The organism is Cryobacterium psychrophilum (genome assembly GCF_004365915.1).
GTDB lineage: Bacteria > Actinomycetota > Actinomycetes > Actinomycetales > Microbacteriaceae > Cryobacterium > Cryobacterium psychrophilum.
In genome coordinates this window covers 2,926,036-2,944,560 of the sequence record NZ_SODI01000001.1, presented here as the reverse complement: position 1 = coordinate 2,944,560, position 18,525 = coordinate 2,926,036, and the positions used below count along the sequence as shown (strand labels likewise).

The 18,525-nt window shown below is 65.6% G+C and carries 17 protein-coding genes, 1 tRNA gene and 1 other RNA gene; 7 read left to right on the top strand and 12 right to left on the bottom strand.

Features of this window, described 5'->3' with window-relative positions:
• Positions 1-14 precede the first annotated feature (14 nt).
• Entirely contained in the window at positions 15-1,046 is a 1,032-nt protein-coding gene (locus EDD25_RS13840) for a LacI family DNA-binding transcriptional regulator (protein WP_134173996.1), read from the top strand.
• A gap of 40 nt (positions 1,047-1,086) precedes the next feature.
• Here the strand turns inward: EDD25_RS13840 and EDD25_RS13835 are convergent, their stop codons facing one another.
• The 4 genes from EDD25_RS13835 to EDD25_RS13815 all read right to left on the bottom strand — a co-directional run bounded on the left by EDD25_RS13835 (position 1,087) and on the right by EDD25_RS13815 (position 2,852).
• Positions 1,087-1,299 (bottom strand): ACT domain-containing protein, encoded by a 213-nt coding sequence (locus EDD25_RS13835; protein ID WP_134173994.1) that lies wholly within the window; start codon positions 1,297-1,299, stop codon positions 1,087-1,089.
• A gap of 179 nt (positions 1,300-1,478) precedes the next feature.
• Positions 1,479-2,204, bottom strand: coding sequence for a lipoyl protein ligase domain-containing protein (locus EDD25_RS13825; RefSeq protein ID WP_134173993.1), 726 nt, complete (start codon positions 2,202-2,204; stop codon positions 1,479-1,481).
• Positions 2,197-2,418: a hypothetical protein gene (locus EDD25_RS13820; protein WP_134173991.1), complete on the bottom strand. Its 222-nt coding sequence runs from the start codon at positions 2,416-2,418 to the stop codon at positions 2,197-2,199. Before EDD25_RS13820 ends, EDD25_RS13825 begins: the two co-directional genes overlap by 8 nt.
• Before the next feature lie 358 nt (positions 2,419-2,776).
• Positions 2,777-2,852 (bottom strand) — tRNA-Lys (locus EDD25_RS13815).
• Positions 2,853-2,993: 141 nt separating this feature from the next.
• On the opposite strand from EDD25_RS13815, the gene EDD25_RS13810 reads away from it, so the two are divergent.
• Complete coding sequence (locus EDD25_RS13810; protein WP_134173989.1) at positions 2,994-3,830, top strand: inositol monophosphatase family protein; 837 nt, start codon at positions 2,994-2,996, stop codon at positions 3,828-3,830.
• A 108-nt stretch (positions 3,831-3,938) separates the two neighbouring features.
• On the opposite strand, the gene EDD25_RS13805 is transcribed toward EDD25_RS13810, so the two are convergent.
• Positions 3,939-4,649: a trimeric intracellular cation channel family protein gene (locus EDD25_RS13805; protein ID WP_166671350.1), complete on the bottom strand. Its 711-nt coding sequence runs from the start codon at positions 4,647-4,649 to the stop codon at positions 3,939-3,941.
• Between the two features lie 61 nt (positions 4,650-4,710).
• Between EDD25_RS13805 and EDD25_RS13800 the strand changes: the two genes are divergently transcribed.
• From EDD25_RS13800 to EDD25_RS13790, 3 genes are all read left to right on the top strand, one after another.
• Positions 4,711-5,163, top strand: a complete 453-nt coding sequence (locus EDD25_RS13800) for an RrF2 family transcriptional regulator (protein WP_134173985.1) — start codon at positions 4,711-4,713, stop codon at positions 5,161-5,163.
• A 90-nt stretch (positions 5,164-5,253) separates the two neighbouring features.
• Complete coding sequence (locus tag EDD25_RS13795) at positions 5,254-6,432, top strand: globin domain-containing protein (protein WP_134173984.1); 1,179 nt, start codon at positions 5,254-5,256, stop codon at positions 6,430-6,432.
• 76 nt (positions 6,433-6,508) lie between these two features.
• Positions 6,509-8,023 carry a CYTH and CHAD domain-containing protein gene (locus EDD25_RS13790; protein WP_134173982.1) on the top strand — a complete coding sequence of 505 codons (1,515 nt, stop codon included), beginning with the start codon at positions 6,509-6,511 and terminating at the stop codon, positions 8,021-8,023.
• 51 nt (positions 8,024-8,074) lie between these two features.
• On the opposite strand, the gene EDD25_RS13785 is transcribed toward EDD25_RS13790, so the two are convergent.
• The 7 genes from EDD25_RS13785 to prfB form a co-directional block, all read right to left on the bottom strand.
• Entirely contained in the window at positions 8,075-10,459 is a 2,385-nt protein-coding gene (locus EDD25_RS13785) for a PEP/pyruvate-binding domain-containing protein (RefSeq protein ID WP_134173980.1), read from the bottom strand.
• 50 nt (positions 10,460-10,509) lie between these two features.
• A complete protein-coding gene (locus tag EDD25_RS13780; protein ID WP_134175530.1) occupies positions 10,510-12,222 on the bottom strand; it encodes a SulP family inorganic anion transporter in 1,713 nt (570 codons plus the stop codon).
• 156 nt (positions 12,223-12,378) lie between these two features.
• Positions 12,379-12,763, bottom strand: a transfer-messenger RNA (tmRNA) gene (gene ssrA, locus EDD25_RS13775).
• Between the two features lie 86 nt (positions 12,764-12,849).
• Positions 12,850-13,326: an SsrA-binding protein SmpB gene (smpB, locus tag EDD25_RS13770; protein ID WP_134173978.1), complete on the bottom strand. Its 477-nt coding sequence runs from the start codon at positions 13,324-13,326 to the stop codon at positions 12,850-12,852.
• Positions 13,327-13,396: 70 nt separating this feature from the next.
• On the bottom strand, positions 13,397-14,311 hold the full coding sequence (gene ftsX, locus EDD25_RS13765) for a permease-like cell division protein FtsX (RefSeq protein ID WP_134173976.1): 915 nt from the start codon (positions 14,309-14,311) through the stop codon (positions 13,397-13,399).
• Positions 14,308-15,444 (bottom strand): cell division ATP-binding protein FtsE, encoded by a 1,137-nt coding sequence (gene ftsE, locus EDD25_RS13760; protein WP_134173974.1) that lies wholly within the window; start codon positions 15,442-15,444, stop codon positions 14,308-14,310. Before ftsE ends, ftsX begins: the two co-directional genes overlap by 4 nt.
• A gap of 62 nt (positions 15,445-15,506) precedes the next feature.
• Positions 15,507-16,619, bottom strand: coding sequence for a peptide chain release factor 2 (gene prfB / locus EDD25_RS13755; protein ID WP_134173972.1), 1,113 nt, complete (start codon positions 16,617-16,619; stop codon positions 15,507-15,509).
• A gap of 78 nt (positions 16,620-16,697) precedes the next feature.
• Between prfB and EDD25_RS13750 the strand changes: the two genes are divergently transcribed.
• Positions 16,698-17,927 (top strand): MFS transporter, encoded by a 1,230-nt coding sequence (locus tag EDD25_RS13750; protein ID WP_134173970.1) that lies wholly within the window; start codon positions 16,698-16,700, stop codon positions 17,925-17,927.
• A gap of 28 nt (positions 17,928-17,955) precedes the next feature.
• Positions 17,956-18,489 carry a GNAT family N-acetyltransferase gene (locus EDD25_RS13745; protein WP_134173968.1) on the top strand — a complete coding sequence of 178 codons (534 nt, stop codon included), beginning with the start codon at positions 17,956-17,958 and terminating at the stop codon, positions 18,487-18,489.
• Positions 18,490-18,525 lie beyond the last annotated feature (36 nt).

The following is an 18,525-nucleotide window of genomic DNA, read 5'->3' as shown; positions in this document are numbered from 1 at the left end:
AATAGACTGAAGAGATGACAACCGGTGTGCGCCACACGCGTCCCTCGCAGCCAACCCTGGAGATGGTGGCCGAGGAGGCTGGCGTGTCTCGCGCCACCGTGAGCCGGGTGGTGAACGGGTCGCCCAAGGTGCGCGCGGACATCGTCGCCGCTGTGACGGCGGCCGTCGAACGACTCAACTATGTGCCCAACCGGGCGGCCCGCTCGCTCGCCAGCCACCAGACCCAGGCCGTGGCACTCGTCGTGCCCGAGGACATGACGCGGTTCTTCGGCGACCCGTACTTCGCCGCCGTGGTGCAGGGCATCACCCGCCGGCTCGACGAGAGCGACTACACGCTCAACCTGCTCGTCGCCTCGAGCGATCCCCGGCACAAGACCATGCGGTATCTGCGGTCGGGCAACGTCGACGGCGCGCTGATCATCTCGCACCACACCGGCGACGACTTCGTGGCCGAGCTCGAAACCACCATGCCGGTGGTTTTCGGTGGCCGGCCGTCGAACGATACGCAAACCAACGCCTATTTCGTCGACGTGGACAACGCCGCCGGCGCCGAAACGGGCACGCAGCGGCTGATCGACATCGGACGCCACCGGATCGGCTCGATCACCGGCCCCGTGGATATGCCGGCCGGCATCGACCGACTGAGTGGTTTTCTGCGCACTCTGGAGCGCGCCGGAATGCCAACGGATGCCGTCGAATCCGCCGACTTCACGGCCGCCGGTGCCACGGCAGCCGCCGAGCGACTGCTGGAGCGGTGCCCTGACATTGACGGTCTTTTCGTGGCGAGCGACCTGATGGCCACCGGCGTGCTGGCCGTGCTGCACAAGCACAGTCGCTCGGTCCCCGGGGACGTGGCCGTCGTGTCGTTCGACGACAGCCCGGCCGCGACCTCGGGCCCGGTGCAGCTCACCACGGTGAACCAGCCCTCGGACGAGATGGGTTTCGCGATGGCCGACGTCCTGCTGCGCCGCCTCGCCGACGACGACAGCGACGTTCCATTCCGCACAATCATGCCCACCCGCCTGGTGCTGCGAGATTCCGCCTAACCACACTGAGCCGTGACGATTCAGCTCAATTCAGGTCAGGTCAGGGCGACGCGCGCAACCTGTGCAGCACGTTTATTGCGTGTTCGCGATCGCACGCGGCGACCAGGATGTGGTCGTGGCAGCAGCCGGCCAGAACGTTGCAGCTGGTGTCTGCTTCACCGAGAGCATGCGAGAACGCAGCCGTGAGGCCGACGGCGTCTCCCGAGGAGTGAACGGAGAGGGTGAGCCACGCCGCAACGTACTCATCAGCCACCTGGTGGGAGTCAGCCCTTCCTGCTCCGTGAGGGTCGCCCTGGCCAGGGGAACGGCAGGATTTTTCGCGGGGATCGTCGCGTAGACATACTCTTCTGGCAGGGCAACCACGTGCAGAGTCCGCAGCGGATGCGCGGGCTAAGCGCTATTTCGAAGTTCGCTCCTGTATCCCGTCACAGCTCACCGGAACGGCGAGGCCCATTCAGTGTGGACGGCAGACAGACCCTGCACTATGAAATCCGAAAGCTCATCTACGGAACGTGGCGCACCCTCATCGGCCATCGACCCAAACGTCGCCGGGTCCCAGGGCAGACCCATGATCCTATAGACCTCATCGACGACGTCCCGCAGCGGCTCGGCCGGTCCGAGGACGATTGACGCCGTCACCAGTCTCGCTCCGCGAACAACGCGCTGAGCGATTCCGACGAGCTTCACCGTGCCGCGAGCATTAACGCTGTGCTCTCCGGCACAGTACTCGCCCGGAACCGCACCAATGCGGGCATCCGCACCGAGTCCGCGCAGAGTATCGCGAAAGCAACCAGCGGCCACTTCAAAGGCTCGCGTGTGTTGGAAGTGGCCGCTGGCCTGCGTGAGCAGGTCTATGACGACGCACGTTTCGTCATAGGCGACGGCCCTTCCCCCGGCGAGGCGGATAACCGGCTCAAAACCGTGCCCCCTGGCGCACGCTTCGGCCTCAGTGAATCCAGGAAGAAGCGACTCGCGCCTGCTGAACGCCATCGTCGGAAGCGGTGAATAGGCGCGCAGCGTTGACACAGGTTGGGCGTTCCCCTGCATCTCGCGAAGAAGCCTCAGAGTCTCGTCCATATCGTCTTGTGCTGCCGAGCCTGCACGACCTCGCAACACGATCGGTCCGTTGGCCTCGGCCATGGTATCGACGTCATGCAAAGCCGACACCCCGGGAAGTGATGCGGCGCGGACGGACGACATGCCTGCTCAACCGGCAGATGAACCCGGCACTTGCCACATTCTGTCCGGGAGCGTCGATCTTACGGGACGCGCATGCGGCATCCGCGACGATCATGTTGACTACGGCGGCTCCACGCTCGCGCGGCAGCACCTCCAGCACCGACGGGCGGTAACCGTTCGGGCGCTGGATCATGATCCGACAATACCGCCACCCGATCCGCGCCACCACTCAGGTTCATTGGTGCGCACAACCAGATAGAAAACGTGACCTTGCCAACGCCCGGCGATTTTCAGGTACTTGGCGGGTGGACTGAGTCAGGCTTCTTCTCCATCGACGAGCCAGACCGGTGAGGTCGCGAAACCAGTCCGGAACCGCAGATAGTGTCGACTTCAGGATCCGCCGCTGGCCCGCGCCTCAGACTTCCCGATCCACAGCACTCTGATCAGGGCGCGCGTCGTCGGGTCGGGCTCCTGAACCATCCTGAGGAGATCCTGATCAAACTCAAAAAAAATCCCGCGGCACCGGCGACAGGCCGATGACACGGGATTGGTGGTGCACCCCCCCGGACTTGAACCGGGAACCCACTGATTAAGAGTCAGTTGCTCTGCCAATTGAGCTAGAGGTGCTTGGTGTTACTTTTACGCTGGTTACTGCTTATTTCTGCAGCACTGCCTGCGGGAACGTTCAACCCTAACACCCAGAATGACCCCGGCGCCAATCGAGACGGCACCCGCGTGTCTCGCCTCAGAATTACTATCCTTGAGAGCGTGACCGACGCCCAAACTACGCCCCAAACCTTCTCCCTGGCCCAGGATCTCGAGCTGGCCCTCGCCCTCGCCGATGCCGCCGACGCCATCTCGCGTGCGCGTTTTACCGCGCTCGATCTGGTGGTGACCACGAAGCCCGACCGCACCCCGGTAACGGATGCCGACCAGGCCGTCGAGCGCGCCATCCGCGGCCTACTCGCTACTCACCGCCCCGCCGACGGTATTCTCGGCGAGGAGTTCGGTACCGACGGCTCCACCCAACGACAGTGGATCATCGACCCGATCGACGGCACGGCTGGCTTCCTGCGTGGAATCCCCATCTGGGCGACGCTGATCTCCCTGGCCGTCGACGGTGTTCCCGTCGTGGGAGTCGTGAGCTCCCCCGCTCTCGGCAAGCGCTGGTGGGCGAGCCTCGGCGGCGGCGCGTGGTCGAACGACGAACGCATGCCCGACGCCGCGCCCACCCGACTGCGGGTGTCCGGCGTGGAATCACTCGCCGCGGCATCCCTCAGCTACAACAGCATTCAACAGTGGGACCAGGCCGGGCACCTCGACGCCCTCGTGAGCCTGTCGCGTCAGGTGTGGCGCACCCGCGCCTACGGCGACATGTGGTCGTACATGCTGCTCGCCGAGGGACACCTCGACATTGCGGGCGAGTTCGACCTGCAGCCCTACGACATGGCGGCGCTCGCCCCCATTGTGCAGGAGGCCGGCGGCGTGTTCACCTCAGCGAGCGGGGAACCGGGCGTGTGGCACGGGAGCGCCCTGGCCACCAACGGCCTGCTGCACGAGGCCACGCTCGCGGTGCTCAACCCGGCCGCCATAGCGGCTCCATAACGGTCGGCGCGTTTCATCGCGGCACTCGTCAGAGTCGGCGGCACTGGTCCCAACGCGTGCCAGCGACCCGGAGGAGTGCCACGCCGCCGTAACCCACCCCGGTCGAGGCTATTCGAGGTCGGAGCGCCGCTTTGCACTGCGCCGACGCTCCCGCCAGGCCCGCGGATTGATCAGAAAGATCGGTTTGGGAATGCGCAGGGCGTACCCGGTGGGCAGCACCCACCCGTAGCGGCGCGCGAGAAGCGACAACACCGCGCCACTCAGAATGGCCACGGCCGTTCCGAGCGCCACGAACCCGAGCTTGCTCATAATCACCATCTCGGTGCTCGCGAGCACCGCACTCGTGGCATAGAGCGTGTTTCCGCCGAAGATGGTGGGAACCTTGAGCAGCATCACATCGCGCACCATGCCGCCGCCGACGGCCGTGGTGATGCCGAGAAGAATCGCCGGCATCCAGCCCAGTCCGGCGTCGAGTGCCTTCTGCGCGCCCACGGCCGACCAGCAGCCCACGGCGAGCGCGTCGAGCAGCACGAGTACGCGACGAGACCACCGCCCGTTGAACGTCACGAAATACGCGATCACCCCACCGAGAACGGCGGTGATGAGATACGCCGAGTCGGTGAGGGCTGCGGGCGGGCCCTGCTGCAGGAGCGTGTCGCGAATGATGCCGCCGCCGAGGCCCGACATGATGGCCAGCACGACGAAACCCACAATGTCGAGGCGAGCGGATCGGGCCGCGACACCGCCGAGAATGGCGTTGGCGAGCACCCCGGCGAGGTCCACAAAACGGATTACCTCGAATATTGCCTCTGAGTCCATCGTCACTTACCCCATTCTCCCGCATTCCCGGTCCGCGCGCGCTCGGTCGTAGTCTGAAGTCATGCGAATCAACGCCTTTTCGGATGTCTGCCTGCGGGTGGTCATGTTGCTGGCGGCCGAGCCCACCCCGGCCCTGCTCACCAGCCGGACCATCTCGGAGGGCATCGACACTCCCTACAACCACGTGACGAAGGCGATCAGCCGACTGCGCGAACTCGACGTGGTCGACGTGGTGCGCGGCCGCGCCGGGGGCGTGCAGATCAGCACCTTCGGTCGACGTGCCACGGTGGGCTGGCTGTTGCGCCAACTCGACACCCGCCTCGACCTCGCCGGCTGCGAAACCCACGCGGGCACGTGCCCGCTCATCGCCGGTTGCGGCCTGCGCGGCGCCCTGCGCCGGGCCCGCGAGGCCTTCTACGGCGAACTCGACGGCCTGGTGATTGCCGACATGTTGCACAGTCGCACGTCCGGGCCGGTGCCCGTGACCCTCCTCACCCGACCATCCGGGACTTAAGACCCCAATTTCTACGCGTCGTAGAACATTGCCCGAAATCTGGCATATCAAATGCTACTTTTGAGAGTGTCCCAACAATAAGGAGTTCCCATGCTTTCGGTCCAGTCCGTACCCATCATCGAAGCCACCCTCCCCGTGGTCGGCGAGCGGATGCCCGCCATCGCGAGGAATTTCTACCACCGCATGCTCACGGCCCACCCTGAGTTGTTCGACGGGCTGTTCAGCCGGTCCAACCAGAAGAACGGCACCCAGCAGCAGGCCCTGGCCGGCAGCGTCGCCATGTTCGCGAGTCACCTGGTGCAGAATCCCGACAGCGCCCCCGAGATCATGCTCTCCCGCATTGCGCACAAGCACGTGTCGCTCGACATCCGCCCCGAGCAGTACGACATCGTATACAAGTACCTCTTCGAGGCCATCGCCGACGAACTGAGCGACGTCATCTCCGCCGAGATCGCCGACGCCTGGACCGAGGTGTATTGGCTCATGGCCCACGCCCTCATCAAGCAGGAAACCGACCTCTACGCCAGTCTGGCCAGCCCGAAGGCGCTCGCACCCTGGACGGTCACCAAGAAGGAAACGGCCGGCACCGACGCGATCACGTTCACCCTGGTTCCCGCCGACGACACGCCCGTGTCCGCGTCGAAGCCCGGTCAGTACGTGAGCGTCACGGTCATGATGCCCGACGGCATCCGTCAGGTTCGCCAGTACACGCTGTCGGCCGGTACCGGAACGAACGTGCGCGTCTTCACCACCAAGCTCGACGCCGACGGCGAGGTCTCCCCCGCACTGCACCGCGACGTGCAGGTCGGTGACCAGCTCACGCTCTCGCACCCCTGCGGCGACGTGACCCTCAGCGACGATGACGGCCCGCTCATTCTCGCCTCCGCCGGAATCGGCTGCACGCCGAGCGCCTCCATCCTGCGCTCCCTCGCCGACACGGGCTCCACGCGCGAGGTTCTCGTGTTGCACGCCGAGAGCACCCTCGAGCGCTGGGCACTGCGCGACCAGATGAACGCCGACGTCGCCCACCTCGGTGACGCCAGCATGCAGCTGTGGCTGGAGAAGCCCACGGAGGATTCCCACGCGGGCTTCATGTCGCTCGATGGCGTGACCCTGCCGGCGAACGCGTCCATGTACCTGTGCGGCCCGCTGCCGTTCATGCGCAAGATCCGTTCGCAGGCTCTGGCCTCGGGCGTGCAGGCCAAGCACATTCACTATGAGGTCTTCGGCCCCGACCTGTGGCTCGCCGGAACCGACGCCGCGTCCTAGCCACCACCCGCAGTTGCAGCGGGCGGGGGCGAGCACGCCAGCCCCCGCGCGCCGGGCACCGGCGATAAGGTGACGTGTGGACACTTCGAGCGGGCGTGAGATCGAACTGAAGTTTGACGTTGACGACCAGTCCGAGCTGCCGAGGCTGCAGGATCTGCCGGGCGTGACGGGCATCGAACGCCCGGTGGAACACCACCTCGAAGCGGTGTACTTCGACACCGACAGCCTCATGCTCGCCGCCCACCACATCACCCTGCGGCGTCGAGCTGGCGGCGACGATGCCGGCTGGCACCTCAAGCTACCCATCGGCGCGAGCGAGCGGCAGGAGATTCATGCACCGCTCACCGGGGATTCCACCACCGTTCCCGAGTCCCTCGCCCGCCTCGTGCGGGTGCTTGTGCGCGACCGCCCCCTCGTGGCGGTCGCGCTGTTGCGTACCCGGCGCATCGTGCACCGGCTGCGCGGCCCTGAGGGTGAATCTCTCGCCGATGTGTGCGACGACCGAGTCGAGGCCGACCGCCTCGTGCCCGCGCCGGAGCATGCGTCTTGGCGCGAATGGGAGATCGAGCTGGTCGAGGGCCCGGTGTCGCTGCTCGACGCCGGCCGCGAGCTGCTCGCGGCCGGCGGCATCCGCCCGTCGATTCATGCCTCCAAGCTCGGGCGGGCGCTCGGCGATCTCTTTCCCGCCGAGCCGACACCGGCCCCGGTGGCAACGTCGTCCGGCGCCGCTGCGAGCGTTCTGCTCGCCTACGCCCACGATCAGGTTCGCACGATTGCCGAGCAGGACCCGCGGGTTCGAAACGACGCCCCCGAGGCCGTGCACGAAATGCGGGTGGCCACGCGCCGCCTGCGCACGGCCCTCGCCACTTACGCTCCGCTGCTCGCGGATGAGGCCGGGACCGCGCGTCTGCGGACCGAACTGCGGTGGCTTTCCGGCACCCTCGGCGCCGCCCGCGATGAGCACGTGCAGGAGGCACGCCTGCTGAAGCTCGTTTCGAAGGAACCGACCGAGCTGCTGCTCGGGCCGGTTGCGGCGCGCGTGGCCGCCCAGTTCGAAGCCCGAGCCGAGGCCGCACTGGGAGACCTCCTGTCGGTCCTGGACGGCACCAGGTATTTCCGACTTCTCGATGATCTCGACGATCTGCTCGCGGCGCCCCGCTTCACGAACCTGGCCTACCGCTCGGCACGCAAAGTAATACCCGACCTGCTCGAGCGCGACTGGAAGCGCGTGCGCAAAGCGGTACGCGCCGCCGCACACGCACCGGCCGGGCCGGAGCACGATCACGCCCTGCACGAGGTGCGTAAAAGCGCCAAGCGCCTGCGCTACGCCGCCGAAACGGCACTGCCTGTGCGCCGCACCAGCGCCAGGCGTCTCGCCACCGACGCACAAAAACTGCAAACCATCCTCGGTGAGCACCAGGACAGCGTGATCGCCCGCGACCTGCTGCTGGGCCGGTGCACCGCGGAGGCATACGCGCACGGTGAAAACACCTTCACCTACGGCCGGCTGCACGCCCGCGAAGAGCAACGCGGAGCGGATGCCGTGGCACGTTTCCACCGCGCCTGGAAAGCGTTCTCCCGCCCCGAGTAGCGTTGGGGCATCTCCCCGTGCGGGTACACGAACCGAGAGATCAGCCGTACGTCAGTCGAGGATGACCGTTCCGGCGGCGCCGTCAACGGTCACCCTCTGGCCCGTGGCGATGCGCAGCGTCGCGTCGGTCACGCCCACGACGGCCGGAATGCCATATTCCCGGGCGACAACGGCACCGTGCGAGTTGGAGCCGCCCATCTCCATCACGAGGGCACCGGCGGTGAGAAAGAGCGGCGTCCAGCCGGGGTCAGTGGAGGGTGCCACAAGTATCTCCCCCGGTTCGAGGTGGGCGCCCACCGGGTCGAGGATGACCCGCGCCGTGCCCGTAATCGTCCCGGCAGAGGCCGGACTGCCAAGCAGGGTTCCCGGATCGGAGTGCAGCGCCGCGCCGGGCAGCGCTTCGGGTTCGGTGCCGTCCGAGAGCAGCACCCGGGGAACGTGACGGCGGCGCAGTTCCCGCTCATAGGCCGCGCGGCGTTCCAGGATCTGCGGCTGGTAGTCCTCACCGTCGGAGAGAGCGCGTTGTGCCTCGCCGAGATCGAGCCAGAAGACATCCGCTTCGGAGACGAATAGTCCACGGTCGACGAGTTCCCGGCCCACAAGTGCGAGCTGCCGGCGAGCGGCCCCGAGCACGAGGACGATGTAATTCTTGGGGAGCTCGCGTAGTCCGCACAGCAACCGCGCCCGGCCAAGGGCGGCGTGCACGAGCACCCCGCACAGCCACCCTCGGCGCCGAGCCTTGGCCACGAGTCTCGCCACGGTGGCCTCCGCTTCGCCGGCAGCAGCCTCAAACTGGCGGTCGGGCGCGCGCTCAGGGTCGCTCAGCCTCAGATAGTTGGCGACCAACCCCACCATATGCGTGGGGTCTTCGCTCCAGCGTGGCATGCCGAGGTCAATCTCGGCCACCGCACGGTGCCCGTACCGGCCGAGAAATCCCCTGAGGGCGTCGTGCGCCGCACGCGGCAGAGTGCCCTGCCGGTACTCCTCGGCAAGTTCATGCACGGGTGAGGCCTCAAACCGGGCGAGTGAGGGCTCGTCAAGCCGGATGGCCTGTGCCACGGGCCAGAGCGCCAGGTCCATCTCGGTGGTCACATTGTGTGGCAGTCCGCGAAGCACACTCTGCATCTCCCCCGGCGCAGCGGATGCCCCCAGCAGTGTGCGCGCCGCGGCCAGCATGAGAAATCCCGCCGCTGCCACCGGCAAGACGGTCGGAACCAGGGGAAAGATGCTTCCCAGAATGCGTTCGGCATGATCCAACCGTTCACGCGACGTGGCGCCGGGCGACACCGCGCTGAGCTGCTCCAGGACATTCCCCACCTGCTCGGCGTGCCGGAGCGCCGCTTTCGGCCAGATCACGGACCGCACGAGAACCGGGACCGCCCCGATGCGGGCGACGACACGAAAGAACCGACGCGCAACGGGGAGGGGCGACCGGCTCGTGACCGCGTACCGCGCATCGGCGCCGACGGTACCGAGCACGACCGCGGACCGTGCCTCCATGACTCCGAGCGCCCGGCCCAGCACCTCGTGGCCGATCCGGCTGCGAAGCATGGGTGTCACGTCGAGGAAGACGCGCTGGCCGATCTCGGTGTACGAGACCGGCCCGCTACGGGTATCCCTCACGGTGACCCCGCCCATCTGCGCCATGGACGACGCGATCACCCGAAGACCGGCGAGGCCCATCGGCGTGATCGGGCGGGTGAGTTCCTGGGCGAGGCTGAGACAGAGGTAGGCGCGCGAACCCGGGAGGCTCGGTGTGCGGGACGCCCGCGGGTACAGCGTGGTGATCGGTCGGGACTGCGTCACCCACAGTATCCCCGCAGCGTCGACGGCCCACTCCACGTCTTGCGGTGCCGCAAAGTGCCGCTCGATCCGGCGCCCCGCAGCGGCGATGGCCACATCAATGATGCCGTTCTGCGCTCGGTAAACCACCGCCCGGTCGGTGAAAAGACTCGCCCAGCAGCGGCGGATCGCGTCAACGACCGCGTCGCCGCCCACGACGTTGAGGAACGTGTCCTGCTGGCCGGCGAAGCTCGCCGTCGGAAGGTCTTCCGCGGTCGCCGAGGAACGCACCGCCACCGGCTCATCCTCGCCCCAGTGCGTATACGCTTGCCGCACGGCCTCGGCAACGGAAGCGGGAACGTCAGTGTCCAACACGATGGCGCGCGCCTGCTCGGCCAGCTGCGCGAGGCGGGGGACGTCGTCGACGCCCGTGCCCCGCAGGGCGTGCGGCACGGGGCCGAGCGCGGTGTGATCGACGGCGAGCCGGTAAGCATCCGTGGTCAGGCAGAAGCCGAGCGGCACCCGGAACCCGGCCTGGATCAACACGCCGAGGTTAGCCGCCTTGCCTCCGACGAGCGAGAGAGAATCAGCATTGACCCGGCCCAGATCGACCACGAGGTTCCGTTCTTCACATGGCACATCAGTTCTGTGCATGGTCACCACCCTGGGCCGCGTGCTGGCGCCAGACCATCACCGGGCACCGATCAGGACTCGTCGCCCCATGCCGTTCCCTCGAGGTCGCCGCGCAGCGTTCCGGTCGCCTCGTCCACTGCGGCACCGACGGTACCGGCAAACCGCTCCGGGGGAAAGCGTTCGCTCAACCCGTACTCGCGCAGCTTGTCTTTCACCGGTCCCTTCATCTCGGCGAAGATGAGGATGATGCCGTGGGACTCGAGAAAGTCGTCCAGTCCGATGAGCTCATCAATAGCGGTTGTGTCGATCTCGGTGATGGGCTCGGCCGCCAGAATAACGGTGCGGATATCGCCACCAGCGCCGGCGACCGTGGCCCGCACGAAGGCATCGAAGATACCACCGTTGGCGAAGAACAGCGGGGCATCGAAGCGCACGATGACGATGCCGGGTAGCCGTTCACCGTCGGGATGCCGCGCGAGATCGTGATAACCGCGCACTCCGACGACCCTGCCGAGCTCGGCTCGGTACGGCCGCCAGGCATGGCCGATGAAGGCACCGAGCGAGAGGATGATCGCCACGGCGATGCCTTCAATCACACCCGCAGCGAGAACGCCGGCGAAGGCCGCGAGCGACAGGGCGGCATCGATCTTGTTCATTCTGACGAGCGCGAAGAATCCGCGAACGTCAACGAGTCCTGCGGCGGCGACAATCACGACGGCCGCGATAACGGCCGAGGGCAGGTACGCCGTGAGGCCGGGCACGAGCAGCATGAACGCCACGATGAGCAGTGCTCCGACGACGTTCGTAAGCTGCGAACGGGCCCCGGCCTGCTCAGCGACGGGAGTGCGTGAGGAGGAAGCGGAAACGGGAAAGCCGCCGAGCAGGCCTCCGGCAACATTGGACACACCGATGGCCCTCATTTCCTTGTCGCCGTCGACGCTCTCGCCCCGTCGCGCCGCGAACGAGCGCGATATCACGGCGGTATCGGCAAAGGCGATGAGGGCAATTCCGAACGCCGGCACAATGAGCGCCCCCACGTCACTCCACGTCAGGCCGCCGAGCGCCGGCGCCGGGATTCCCTGGGGCAGTGACCCCACGACCGGCAGTTCATTCTGCAGCCCCAGAGCTGCCGTCAGCACGGTGGCGCCCACGACGGCCGCGATCACCCCCGGAACTCGGGCTTTGAACCACGTCGCCACGAGAATCGTCGCCAGCGCTCCGAGGCCGATCAGCGTCGCGGTCAGCTGCACTTCACCGGCGGCAATGCCACCCACGATGCCGACCGCATCACCGAAGGGGGAATCGGCCGTCACGGAGAATCCGAAAAGCGCCGGAAGCTGCGACATGATCACCAGCACCGCGAGTGCGTTCAGGTAGCCGACCCGAATGGGCTTGGAGAGCAGGTCCGTGACAAATCCGAGGCGCAGAATCCCGCCGAGCAGCAGGATCACACCAACCATGATCGCGAGCAGCCCGGCGAGGGCCACTGCCCGTGCACCGTCTCCGAGGGCGATCGGCAGAATGGCCACAGCAATGATCGGAGCCAGGGCTGAGTCGGGGCCGAGCACCAGGATTCGCGATGGGCCGAAGACGGCGTAGGCGAGCAGCGGAATGATCGTGGCGTAGAGTCCGGCCTGCGGAGGAAGCCCGGCGACCTCGGCGTAACCGATGCCCACCGGGATGAGCAGCGTCGTGAGCACGATTCCTGCACGCAGGTCCGGTAGCAACCACGCGCGTTGGTACGTCAAGGCCGTGTCGATCCCCGGCACCCATCGCCGCAGCATTTTTGCAGCCAACACGTTCCTTCCCGGGCACCTTGGTTCGCCCCAAGATACCAGCCAGCAACGGGGCCGGACAGCGGGCACGCAAAAGGCCCGGAACATTATGGTTCCGGGCCTTCTCTGCGTGCGGGCAATTCAACTGCGTGTGACAATCACCAGTGGTGGAGATGCGGGGAATTGAACCCCGGTCCACTGTTGTGGTCATATGCCTTCTACGGGTGTATCCAGTGAAATCGCTTTCTCGGCCCCGGAATTTGCCACTGGCATCTACTCCGACAGGCCCAGCCTTCGTTAAAGTCCCTCTACACCCCGTGGCTCAATGTAGAAGCAATCTCTCTAAATGACGTCAGGATCCGGGTAGAGAGCATTCCCAGTCTGACGGACGCTTAGTAGTTCTGCTTAGGCCGCGAGGGCGAAAGCGGAACGTGCGTCAGTGCGGTTTGAATTGGCACTTATTGTTTTGCAGAGATCGTTTACGAGATAACCCTGCATCCTCGACCCGCTTCTCATAATTGCGCAAACAATGTCGAAACCGATCATCCCCATAAAGAGGTGGTTGTCACACGCTGTTGAATTACCAAACTGCTTTCGCAGTCCTTAAGTCTACCGCAAGGACGGACTCGGTACCAACTAGTCACCCAAGTGGCGACGGGCAGACATGGCACGATCCGACTCACGCTTGTCCTGGCGTTCTCGCAGGGTCTGACGCTTGTCATACTCTTTCTTGCCCTTGGCGACCGCGATCTCCACCTTGGCGCGACCGTTCAGAAAGTAGATGCGCAGCGGAACGAGGGTGTAGCCACCCTCTTTTGTCTTGTGGCTGATCTTGATGATCTCCTGCTTGTGCAGCAGGAGCTTCCGCTTGCGGCGGGGCGGATGGTTCGTCCAGGTTCCCGCGGCGTACTCTTGAATGTGCACGGCATCCAGCCACATCTCACCGCCCTCGATGAAGGCGTAGCCATCGGTGAGCGACGCTCGACCGGCGCGCAGGGACTTCACCTCGGTGCCGCTCAAGACTATTCCGGCCTCATACGTATCACCGATGGAATAGTCGTGGCGCGCCTTGCGGTTCGTCGCTACGACCTTCTCGCCACTTTCCCTGGGCACAATTTCTCCAATACTTGAACGGCCCGCTTGTGCGGGGCAGCCCATCAGTCTAGCGCGAGCAGGCCGAAGGCTAGACCTTGAGGTACCGCGTGATCGCGAAGTTGGCCGAGAACGCGGCCAGGACCGCGCCAACCACCAACAGAATCGGCACGACGAGAATCGCGTCCTCTATGCCAACGAGCGAGAATCCGGTGAGCCTGACGCCGAGGTACCCCTGCACAAAGAAGTGCACAATGGCCACGATGGCCCCGCCGGCAAGCAGCGAGCCGAGGAGCGCCGCGAACACACCCTCGAGAATGAACGGCGTCTGAATGAACCGGTTCGACGCTCCGACAAGCCTCATGATCCCCAGCTCGCGCCGCCGTGAGAACGCCGACAGACGGATGGTCGTGGCGATGAGCAGCGCCGCGGCCACGAGCATCAGCCCGGCGATCCCGATGGCGGTGTAACTGGCAACATTGAGCACAGAGAAGATCTGGTCGAGGTATTTACGCTGGTCAGCCACGTTCTCCACGCCGGCCTGCCCGGAGAGACTCTCCACAAGAACGTCGGACTGTGAGGGGTCAATCAGGTTGACCCAGAACGTCTGATTGAGCTGGTCCGGCGACACATAGTCGGCCACCGGGTTGCCCTTGAACTGCGCCTGGAAGTTCTCGAACGCCTGCTCGTGCGTTTCGAAGTAGTACTTGTCCACGAACGGGGCCAGGGTCGGCGACTTGAGCTGTTCCTCCACCGCGTCAATCTGCTCCTGGGTGGCTTCGCCGCCCGTGCACGTCTCGCCGGACGAGACATCGGTGCACATGTAGATGCCCACCTGGGCCTTCTCGTACCAGAAGGTCTTCATCTGGCCGATCTGCATCTGCATCAGAATGGCGGCGCCCACGAAAGTGAGGGAGATGAACGTGACCAGCACGACGGAGACCACCATGGATGCGTTGCGACGCAGGCCGTTCGCGGCCTCAGAAAGTACGAGTGCAAGTCTCATCGGGTGGGGCCTACGTTCTGCTCGCCGGTTTGGTCGGGTTTCTCGCCCGGGGCACGAAGCCCGAGCTTCTCGGCCAGCGTGAGCTGTTCGGGTGCGTCGTGCTGGGTCACCGGCAGAATCGGGCGCGTCATGGCGGGGACTGTGTCGTCGGCCGGGGATTCCGGTTCGGCGGCGGGCGGGGCGAGCGGGGAGGGAACGGCCGGCCTGTCGAAATCAGATAAACGTGCCGACACAGGGGCGGGTTCGACTTCTGGTTCGGGTTCTGCAGCCACGGGAACGACTTCGGGTTCACGTGCCGCTTCGGGCATCGGCGCGGGCGGGAAGAACAGCGCTTCGCGGGATGGGACCTCCGCTGCGGCCGCGGGGGCCGCAACAACGGGGGCCGTGAACACCGGGGGTGCCTGCACGGGGGCCTCGGGCTGCGCTGCACCTGGAACGGTGGGGATCGACGCCGTGGCGTAGCCGCCTTGACGCTCGTCGCGCACGATCGTGCCGTGCTCGAGTTCAATCACTCGACGCTGCATCTTGTCGACGATTCCGGCCTCGTGGGTGGCCATGATCACCGTGGTGCCGCTCGCGTTGATGCTCGCGAGCAACGCCATGATTTCGGCGCTCGTCGTCGGGTCCAGGTTTCCGGTCGGCTCATCGGCCAGCAGGATCTGGGGCTTGTTCACGATGGCCCTGGCGATCGCCACGCGCTGCTGCTCTCCGCCGGAGAGTTCGTGGGGCAGGCGCAGTGCCTTTTCAGCCAGCCCAACCATCTTGAGGGTGTCGGGAACGGCCTCCTGAATGAATCCGCGTGACTTGCCGATCACCTGCAGGCTGAACGCCACATTGTCGAACACGTTCTTGTTCGGCAGAAGGCGGAAGTCCTGGAAAACCACACCGAGGTTGCGACGAAAGTAGGGCACCTTGCGGTTGGAGATGGAGCGCAGATCGTGGCCGAGCACGTGAATGCTGCCGCTCGTGGGCTTCTCTTCCTTCAGCACGAGTCGCAGACAACTCGATTTTCCCGAGCCGGACGCGCCGACCAGGAACACGAATTCGCCGCGCAGAATCTCAAGGTCAATAGAGTCCAGGGCCGGTCGGGTTGTACCGGGATACTTCTTGGTGATGTGATCAAATCGAATCATGGCCTTTTGAGCCTAGGCAGGCCGCAGCCGTTTTGCGACAGCGACATACCTATTCCCAGCGATTAGTCCTGCGGCGCCCTCTTACGCCAGCGGATGCCCGCGGAGATGAACCCGTCCAGGTCACCGTTGAACACATTGGTGGGGTTGTTGACTTCGTGGTTCGTACGGAGGTCCTTGACCATTTGGTAGGGCGCGAGCACGTAGCTGCGCATCTGGTCGCCCCAGCTCGCCGTGATGTTTCCGGCGAGCTCCTTCTTGGTGGCCGCTTCCTTCTCGCGCTCGAGCAGGAGCAGACGGGACTGCAACACGCGCATCGCCGCGGCGCGGTTCTGGATCTGGCTCTTCTCGTTCTGGCAGCTCACCACCGTTCCGGTGGGAAGGTGGGTGATGCGCACCGCGGAGTCGGTGGTGTTCACCGACTGGCCGCCGGGGCCGCTCGACCGAAACACGTCGACGCGAATGTCGTTGTCGGGCACCTCAATGGATTCGGTCTGCTCGATCAATGGAACGACCTCGACCGCGGCGAAAGACGTCTGGCGTTTTCCGGCCGAGTTGAACGGACTCATGCGCACGAGGCGGTGGGTGCCGGCCTCAACGCTCAGGGTGCCGAAGGCGTAGGTCCCATCAACTTCAACGATGGCTGACTTGATGCCGGCCTCTTCGGCGTAGCTGATGTCAAGCACGCTGGTGCGGTAGTCGTGCTGCTCTGCCCAGCGCAGGTACATGCGCAGCAGCATCTCGGCGAAGTCTGCAGCATCCACTCCCCCGGCGCCAGCGCGAATGGTGATGACGGCGTTGCGCTCGTCGAATTCGCCGTTGAGCAGGGTCTGCACCTCCAACTCGCCCAGAAGCTTCTGCAGGCTCGCGAGTTCGCTCGCGGCCTCATCGGCCGAGTCCTGGTCGCCCTGCCCCTCGTTGGCCATCTCCACGAGCAACTCAAGATCGTCGAGGCGTGTCTCGATGCTCTCGATGCGAGTGAGGGAGCTCTGCCGATGGCTCAGGTCGCTCGTGACCTTTTGGGCGTGCTCCGTGTCGTTCCACAGGTCGGGGTCGACGGCCTCTTCGCTGAGTTCGGCGATGTCGGCCCGCAGCCGTTCAACGTCGACCACCGAACGTATGTCGCCAAACGTGGTCCGCAATGCGGCGATCTGCTCCGAAAAGTCCAAGTCAATCATGTCGGGGTCCAGCCTACCCGGCCTGTTGGCGCTCGGACCGGCGGTTTCCCGGCGGGGGCAGGCGTAGCATCGACACCAATGAGTAATGCCGAGCGCCCTTTCAGCCTGAGGTCGGTCGCCATGGCCGCTTTTCTCCCGACCCTGCTCTTCTCCATCGGCGAGGGCGCGATCATCCCCCTGATTCCGCTCGTGGCCAATGATCTCGGCGCCACCCTCGCCGTCGCCGGTTTCATCGCGGCCATGATCATGCTCGGCGAACTCGTGGGTGATATCCCCAGCGGAGCCGTCGTCTCCCGCCTCGGCGAGCGCAACGCCATGCTGTGGGCCTCGCTCCTCACCGTCATCTCGGTGGTCGTGTGCCTCGTGGCGCCGAACCCCTGGGTGCTCGGAGTCGGCATATTTCTCATCGGCATCGCCACCGCCATCTTCGCTCTCGCTCGGCACGCCTTCATGGCGAGCTACGTGCCGCGCGTGTACCGGGCCAGGGCGCTCTCCACCCTCGGCGGGGTGTTTCGCGCCGGCTGGTTCATCGGGCCGATTTTGGCCGCCGGACTCATCTTCGTCACCGGGTCGACGCGGTCGGCGTTCTGGCTGTTCATCGTCTGCTCCGTGGGGGCGGCCGTCATCCTGCTCCTGCTGCCCGATCCCTCTGCCACCTTTGGCCAACGCCCCACCCGCGCCGCCGCGCCGGCAGACCTGCCCGCTCCCGGCCTGTTCGCGACGATCCGTGACAGCCGCGCGCTCCTCGTTCGCCTGGGTACGGGCGCCGCTCTCGTGGGTGCCATGCGCGCAAGCCGCACGGTCATGCTCCCGCTCTGGGCGGTGAGTATCGGCATCAGCGCGCCCCACACCGCACTCATCATCGGAATCGCGGGAGGCATCGACTTTGCCCTGTTCTATGTCAGCGGGCAGATCATGGACCGCTTCGGGCGCATGTGGAGCGCCCTGCCGTCCATGCTCGGTCTCGCCGCCGGTCACCTCGTGCTCGCCCTCACCCATGACCTGCCCGCAAACGTGGAGTGGTTCATCGGCATCGCCATGTTTCTCTCCCTCGCCAACGGCATCGGCAGTGGCCTGCTCATGACGCTCGGCGCCGACCTGGCGCCCAAAATCGGCCCGGCCGCGTTCCTCGGGGCATGGCGTTTCACCGCGGATGCCGGTAGTGCGGCCGCTCCCCTCGCCGTCGCCGGCCTGACCGGCGTCGCCACCCTTTCAATCGCGAGCGGCGTTATGGGCATGGTTGGCCTTTTTGGGGCCATACTGCTATATCGGTACATTCCGCGCTATGCGCCCCACCGTCCGCACTAGCCTTCGTGTCACAAATGATCGGCACCCCATGCACCGTCTCCGCACGGACAGGCTCCTCTTACGGCCGTGGTACGTCACCGATGCGGACTTCATCCTGGATGTGTACTCGCGCTGGGACGTGCAGCGCTACGTCGGCGTCATGCCGTGGATGATGGCATCAATGGATGATGCCTTCGACCGTCTCACGGCCTGGAATCTTATCGACGACGGCGTGCGTGGCGTCTGGGCGGTGACCGAATCGGACAGCGGCAAGTTACTCGGAACGGTTGTGCTCAAGTACATCCCGGCTTCCGGAACGAACCTCGCCGTTGACCTGGCAGGAGAAACCGAGATTGGCTGGCATTTTCATCCGGACGCGTGGGGCAAGGGCTACGCGAGCGAAGCGGCATCCGCTGTTCTGCGGCACGCCTTCGCGCACGGTTTGGAACGGATCGTGGCCGTGACCAACCCGCACAACCTGGCATCGCAGCGGGTGTGCGAACGCATCGGCATGCGCCATGCGGGTGTAACGGATGCCTATTACGACACCCGGTGCGACCTGTTTGTCGCAACGGCGGCCTGAACGCGTCGGAATACTGTCGCCTCTCGAGGTGTTTTG

Excerpts from the sequence above, each read along its gene's own strand:
- EDD25_RS13840 (WP_134173996.1), top strand. The coding sequence starts at position 15 with ATGACAACCGGTGTGCGCCACACGCGTCCCTCGCAGCCAACCCTGGAG.
- EDD25_RS13820 (WP_134173991.1), bottom strand. The coding sequence starts at position 2,418 with ATGATCCAGCGCCCGAACGGTTACCGCCCGTCGGTGCTGGAGGTGCTG.
- EDD25_RS13805 (WP_166671350.1), bottom strand. The coding sequence starts at position 4,649 with ATGGACTCAGAGGCAATATTCGAGGTAATCCGTTTTGTGGACCTCGCC.
- EDD25_RS13800 (WP_134173985.1), top strand. The coding sequence starts at position 4,711 with ATGCGAATCAACGCCTTTTCGGATGTCTGCCTGCGGGTGGTCATGTTG.
- EDD25_RS13795 (WP_134173984.1), top strand. The coding sequence starts at position 5,254 with ATGCTTTCGGTCCAGTCCGTACCCATCATCGAAGCCACCCTCCCCGTG.
- EDD25_RS13785 (WP_134173980.1), bottom strand. The coding sequence starts at position 10,459 with ATGCACAGAACTGATGTGCCATGTGAAGAACGGAACCTCGTGGTCGAT.
- EDD25_RS13780 (WP_134175530.1), bottom strand. The coding sequence starts at position 12,222 with ATGCTGCGGCGATGGGTGCCGGGGATCGACACGGCCTTGACGTACCAA.
- ftsX (WP_134173976.1), bottom strand. The coding sequence starts at position 14,311 with ATGAGACTTGCACTCGTACTTTCTGAGGCCGCGAACGGCCTGCGTCGC.
- ftsE (WP_134173974.1), bottom strand. The coding sequence starts at position 15,444 with ATGATTCGATTTGATCACATCACCAAGAAGTATCCCGGTACAACCCGA.
- prfB (WP_134173972.1), bottom strand. The coding sequence starts at position 16,619 with ATGATTGACTTGGACTTTTCGGAGCAGATCGCCGCATTGCGGACCACG.
- EDD25_RS13750 (WP_134173970.1), top strand. The coding sequence starts at position 16,698 with ATGAGTAATGCCGAGCGCCCTTTCAGCCTGAGGTCGGTCGCCATGGCC.
- EDD25_RS13745 (WP_134173968.1), top strand. The coding sequence starts at position 17,956 with ATGCACCGTCTCCGCACGGACAGGCTCCTCTTACGGCCGTGGTACGTC.